7 protein-coding genes and 1 rRNA gene are annotated in these 5,357 nt (G+C 44.9%); 6 read left to right on the forward strand and 2 right to left on the reverse strand.

The window, feature by feature from the left end; translation table 11 throughout:
* The 6 genes from Xinn_RS19900 to Xinn_RS19925 form a co-directional block, all read left to right on the forward strand.
* A partial coding sequence (locus Xinn_RS19900; RefSeq protein ID WP_169923632.1) for a head-tail adaptor protein occupies positions 1-182 on the forward strand: 182 nt, incomplete at its 5' end.
* On the forward strand, positions 173-472 hold the full coding sequence (locus Xinn_RS19905; protein WP_086956492.1) for a head-tail connector protein: 300 nt from the start codon (positions 173-175) through the stop codon (positions 470-472). The genes Xinn_RS19900 and Xinn_RS19905, both read left to right, overlap by 10 nt.
* Complete coding sequence (locus Xinn_RS19910; protein WP_086954147.1) at positions 472-906, forward strand: HNH endonuclease; 435 nt, start codon at positions 472-474, stop codon at positions 904-906. Before Xinn_RS19905 ends, Xinn_RS19910 begins: the two co-directional genes overlap by 1 nt.
* A gap of 126 nt (positions 907-1,032) precedes the next feature.
* A complete protein-coding gene (locus tag Xinn_RS19915; protein WP_086954148.1) occupies positions 1,033-1,386 on the forward strand; it encodes a phage terminase small subunit P27 family in 354 nt (117 codons plus the stop codon).
* Positions 1,383-3,044 carry a terminase large subunit gene (locus tag Xinn_RS19920; RefSeq protein ID WP_086954149.1) on the forward strand — a complete coding sequence of 554 codons (1,662 nt, stop codon included), beginning with the start codon at positions 1,383-1,385 and terminating at the stop codon, positions 3,042-3,044. The genes Xinn_RS19915 and Xinn_RS19920 overlap by 4 nt, the downstream gene beginning before the upstream one ends.
* A gap of 280 nt (positions 3,045-3,324) precedes the next feature.
* The gene (locus Xinn_RS19925; RefSeq protein WP_086954150.1) at positions 3,325-3,591 is read left to right on the forward strand and encodes a helix-turn-helix domain-containing protein; all 267 of its coding nucleotides are present in this window, start codon (positions 3,325-3,327) and stop codon (positions 3,589-3,591) included.
* A 353-nt stretch (positions 3,592-3,944) separates the two neighbouring features.
* Here the strand turns inward: Xinn_RS19925 and metA are convergent, their stop codons facing one another.
* Entirely contained in the window at positions 3,945-4,886 is a 942-nt protein-coding gene (gene metA / locus Xinn_RS19930) for a homoserine O-acetyltransferase MetA (RefSeq protein WP_086954151.1), read from the reverse strand.
* A 374-nt stretch (positions 4,887-5,260) separates the two neighbouring features.
* A 5S ribosomal RNA gene (gene rrf / locus Xinn_RS19935) occupies positions 5,261-5,357 on the reverse strand; the annotation flags it as partial.

Here is a 5,357-nt window from a genome sequence, read left to right on the forward strand (position 1 = left end):
TGTTATCCGAAGCCACGGTGCGTATCTGGCTGCGTTACCGTGATGATATCACCACAACAAACCGCATTGTCTATCAAGGTGCCAGCACCCACGGCAAGACCTTTGGCATCGTTGCCGTTATTCCTGATCCGAAACACTCCCGTCTGGAACTGCTTTGCAAAGGGGGCGTGAAATATGCCTAATATTCCCCCTGAGTGAAATCAAACAACACTGCCGGATTGATGAAAGCGATGCCCTTGATGATGCTTTATTAATGGCTTACGCCGAAGCCGCACTGGAAGTGTGCCAGCAACATATCGGAAAGCGGTTTGATAATGGTCTGGCCTTCACGTCAGCAATTAAAGTAGGTTGCCTGCTTTATATCGGTTTGCTGTATGAAAATCGGGAAATGGCAACCGATGTTGAGCTTAAAGAAGTCCCGTTCACCATTAAATCACTGTGGTCAGTCTATCGTGATGTGGGAGTCTACTGATGCCATGGCAACCGTTGAAACGCTGTAGCTACCCACATTGCCGCGAGCGGGTGAAATCAGGCCGATGCAAGCAGCACCAGCGGGAAACCAAACGCCAGCAAGACAAGCAGCGTGGCACCCGAACCCAGCGAGGTTACAGTAATCGATGGGGACGCTATCGGCTGTACTACTTGAAAGCTAATCCGTTATGCGTTCATTGCTTGCCGCAGGGTATTTACACGCCTGCAAGCATTGTGGATCACATTATCCCAATACAGGGTGATACTGATGTGTTGTTCTGGCCTGCATCGAACCATCAGGCGTTATGTCAGACCTGCCATAACCGGAAAACCGTACAGATCGATCCCATCACCAAAGCGAAGCGTAAGCAGGGCACTTATCGGGAACAGGAAACCGAAGCGGCAAAATATCGTGACTGGTTATCAAGTGAATAATAACGAAACGAAATAACGGGGTGGGGGTATCAAAAATGATAAATGTCCCTTCCAGCGGAACCGCCCCCTCCTCAAATTTTTACACACGGCATTTTTTTTGAAAATAAAACGACAAGGAAAAAAATCATGGCAAGAGCGCCAAAACCGCCAACTTACCTTAATGATATCGCCGCCAGCCAATGGAAGGCCAAAGGTAAAATTTTAAGTGAGCGGGAAGACCTGAACGCCGCTGACTGGAACAATTTAGAACTCTATTGCGTGAACTATGCCATTTACCGAAAAGCGGTGGCAGACCTTGATATCAGGGGCTTTAGCATTGTTAATAGTCAGGGCAGTGAAAGCCGCAATCCGTCACTAAGTGCCAAAGCAGACGCTGAAAAAATCATGATAAAAATGTCGTCCTTGCTGGGTTTTGACCCCGTATCACGGCGTAAAAATCCGGTGGAAACCGAGGAAGAAGACGAGCTGGATCGTCTATGAACACATGGGAACAGTACGCTTTTGATATCGAAAACGGTAAAATTCCGGCCTGTAAACGGGTAAAAAAGGCTGTTAAACGCTACTATAACGACCTGAATAACCCACTTTATGCGTTTGATTCTGAGGTGGTGGCGCGTTTTATTGCCTTTTCCCGTGTCTGTCCCCATGTCAAAGGCCACCTGCGCGGTAAACCCATCATGCTTGAGCCATGGCAACAGTTCGCCTTTGCAAATTTGTTCGGTTTTAAGGTAAAGGCCACCGGACGCCGAAAATACCGCAGTGCTTATATTCAGGTGCCGCGCAAAAATGCCAAATCCACCGTTGCCGCGATACTGGCAAACTGGTTCTTGGTAATGGAGCACGGGCAGCAGGATATTTACACCGCCGCCGTAAGTCGTGATCAGGCGCGTATTGTATTTGATGATGCCCGCCAGATGAGCTTATTATCAAAGCCGCTGAAAAAGCGGGTGACTATCCAGCAGCACAAAGTTACTTATCCAAAGACTAACAGTCTGTTAAAGCCGCTGGCAGCCAAAGCCGCCACCATTGAAGGGACTAACCCCAGTCTGGCGATTGTCGATGAATATCATTTACACCCTGATAATGCTGTGTATTCAGCCCTTGAGTTGGGAATGGGGGCACGTCCCGAAGGTATTCTGTTTGCCATCACCACGGCAGGCAGTAACGTTATTTCAGCCTGTAAGCAGCACTATGATTATTGTTGTCAGATACTGGATGGTGAAGAGCAAAACGAATCCCTGTTCGCCCTGATTTACGAATTGGACGACGAGCACGAAATTGATGATAAAACCCTTTGGATAAAAGCTAATCCCAATTTAGATATATCGGTAGACAGTGCCGCCTTGTATGACACCATCCAGAAAGCGCGAGGTATACCCTCCCAATGGACGGAGATGCTAACCAAGCGTTTTAATATCTGGTGTCAGGGCGAAACCCCGTGGATGGGCGAAGGCGCATGGAAAGCCTGCCAAACAAATTACGATGAAAACGACCTCAAAGGGCTGGAGTGCTACGCCGGGCTGGATTTATCTTCAACAGGCGATATCACCAGCATCTGTTACACGTTCCCCGTGGATAATGAACTGTTATTACTGACCCGCCATTACCTGCCCGAAGAACAACTACAAAATCCTGCCAACAAGAATCGGGCGGTTTATCGCCAATGGGTACAAGCAGGCTGGATACGTACCACCGCAGGCGATTGCATTGATTATGACCGTATCCGTGATGATATTCTCAACGACAGCCAGAACTTTGATATCAAGCTGGTGGGTTTTGATACATGGAACGCCACGCACTTAAGAACACAATTACAAGGTGCAGGGCTGGACGTTGAGCCGTTCCCGCAAACCTATATGCGTTTTAGTCCGGTGGCGAAATCGGCAGAGGTATTTGTTAATCGCAAAGTCATTCGTCACAACAGCGATCCAGTACTCGCGTGGGCAATGTCCAATGTGATGATGGAAACCGACGCGAACGCCAATATCAAACCGAACAAAAAAAAATCGGCGAACAAAATCGACCCTGCGATTGCGTTCCTGATGAGCTTTGGCACATGGCAGATAGAACATGAAGAATTTGTATTTAGTCTAAGTGAAAAACAACAAGAGCGCCTTAACGTGTTTAATGGAATATAACGAAAAAAGTTAAGTGGTTTTACTGATTCGCTTATTGAACCAAATAAAACAATTCGTTAAAGTACTCCTGCCATCGGCAAAATCCGATGGTCAGGGATTTGCAACCCTGCGAAAATACCCCACTGGTAGGAAATTTCTACCAGTGTGTTTGCTATCGCCCTTTCAATGGCGGTTTAGACAGGGGAGGCTTCGGCCTCACCGGTTGGGTATTTTCCGGTATTGCAAACCCTGTCTGAATCGCCACCATCAATTTTTTCAATTAATGGAAGGGGTAGCAGGAATGAATAACGTTAGAAATGACTGGCATCAAGCCGATATTATTGCTGCATTACGTAAGCGCGGTACAACCTTAGCGGCTGTCTCCCGTGAAGCAGGACTCAGTTCATCTACACTGGCAAATACTCTCAGCAGACCGTGGCCGAAAGGCGAATGGATAATTGCTAACTACCTCGAAATACATCCCTCTGAAATCTGGCCTAGCCGTTATTTTGATTCTCATTCCGGAGAATTATTAGAAAGGAAAGTTCGCGATAAATCATCAGAATAATTATTCTAATATCGGAAAACATTAGGGAAATAGTCACCTCGTCTAATTACTCGCTGTATTATTGGCTTTGATGAGGTGGCGCTATCGGTGATGTTGTTGCGGAAAGGTCAGGTGATAACCGTAACGGGAAAGGCTTCTTACTAGCAGGGTTATCAGTTGGCTGTTACCGCAATTGCTTAATAGGTTCCGACGAAATTCAGCGCAACCTTTTCACAGGGTTGGTACGTTTAGCGTACTGCCCCCCTCTTTTCTTCCGCCCTGTCCTCATCTTGTGCCTTGTTTATAAACTCGTTCAGTGAACCATGTATAAACATTTGTATAAACAATCTCATATCTCATAAAAAACAACCAACCTAACTATCTGTATTAGTTAATATAATATCCTTAATAGTAAGATCATACGGTGTAATCTGGTATACATAATAGTTAAGCCAATTTGAAAACAGTAAATGTCCGTGACTACGCCATGTTGCTACTGGTTTATTCTCTGGATCATTATCCGGGAAGTAGTTGACTGGTAATGCAGGCTCTAAACCTGCGGTTCGATCACGCAGGTATTCGGCAGCTAGCGTACCGACATCATATTCTGGATGCCCTGTCACGAATACCAGCCTTTTATCTTTACTGGCAAGTAAATAGGTACCTGCTTCTTCTGAACTAGCCAAAATATCCAGATCCGTATATTCACGAATAACTGACTCAGGAAAATCGGCAAAACGCGAATGTGGTGCCCAGAATGATTCATCAAACCCTCTGGTCAATAATGCTAATGGCTCCAGAATAGTATGGGAGTAGACACCTGATAATTTAGTTTTTCGTGTATATTTAGGTAGGTTATAAAGAATATTTAATGCGGCCTGAACAGCCCAACAGACAAAAAGTGTCGAAGTAACATGCTCTTTGGCCCAATTGATAACTGTTTCAATTTCCTCCCAATACGTAACATCTTCAAACTTTACTAATCCTAAAGGAGCTCCGGTTACGATTAAGCCATCAAAATTCTGATCTTTTATTGATTCAAAATCACAGTAAAAATTATCCAAATGCTCTGCTGGTGTATTTCTACATCGACGACTGTCAATACGCAGTAACTGAATATCAATCTGTAACGGTGAATTAGATAGTAGCCTGATAAACTGATTTTCCGTTTCGATTTTCTTTGGCATTAGATTTAATAACAATACCTTCAAGGGACGGATGTCCTGTACACTTGCCCTTGTCGATGTCATTACAAAGATATTCTCATTGCGAAGGAAAGTAACTGCTGGTAGTTCATCAGGTACACGAATCGGCATTGTTTGCACCTCCATCATTCCATATAATTTAGCCTTCTAGACAGCCAAAATTTAACCTCAAAATAGGAATGATGTCGAGTTTTTACACGCAAATTGAAATTATTTCATTTTGTTATATGAAAAATAGTGATCAGAATAAGGAAGAAAAAATTAAGGTGATATAGCCACAACCCTATACCAGATGCTTAATATACGACTAATATCAACCTGGCATAAAAGGCAGCGTTCATCACTTGATGGGTCAAAAGGTTTTCTATCAGAGTGGTAGCACGGAGGATGATGCTAAATTTCATAAGTCACGAATCCATACTCCTGATAAAACACCAAACGCAAAAAAGCCATCCGGTTAGGGATGGCTTCTCTGGCTAATTGATGTCTGGCAGTGTCCTACTCTCACATGGGGAGACCCCACACTACCATCGGCGCTACGGCGTTTCACTGCTGAGTTCGGCATGGGGTCAGGTGGGACCA

Source organism: Xenorhabdus innexi, assembly GCF_002632485.1.
Classification (GTDB): Bacteria; Pseudomonadota; Gammaproteobacteria; order Enterobacterales; family Enterobacteriaceae; genus Xenorhabdus; species Xenorhabdus innexi.

What these genes read in the sequence shown, in the direction of transcription:
- Xinn_RS19925 (WP_086954150.1), top strand. Translation starts at nt 3,325, where the DNA reads ATGAATAACGTTAGAAATGACTGGCATCAAGCCGATATTATTGCTGCA.
- Xinn_RS19915 (WP_086954148.1), top strand. Translation starts at nt 1,033, where the DNA reads ATGGCAAGAGCGCCAAAACCGCCAACTTACCTTAATGATATCGCCGCC.
- Xinn_RS19910 (WP_086954147.1), top strand. Translation starts at nt 472, where the DNA reads ATGCCATGGCAACCGTTGAAACGCTGTAGCTACCCACATTGCCGCGAG.
- metA (WP_086954151.1), bottom strand. Translation starts at nt 4,886, where the DNA reads ATGCCGATTCGTGTACCTGATGAACTACCAGCAGTTACTTTCCTTCGC.
- Xinn_RS19920 (WP_086954149.1), top strand. Translation starts at nt 1,383, where the DNA reads ATGAACACATGGGAACAGTACGCTTTTGATATCGAAAACGGTAAAATT.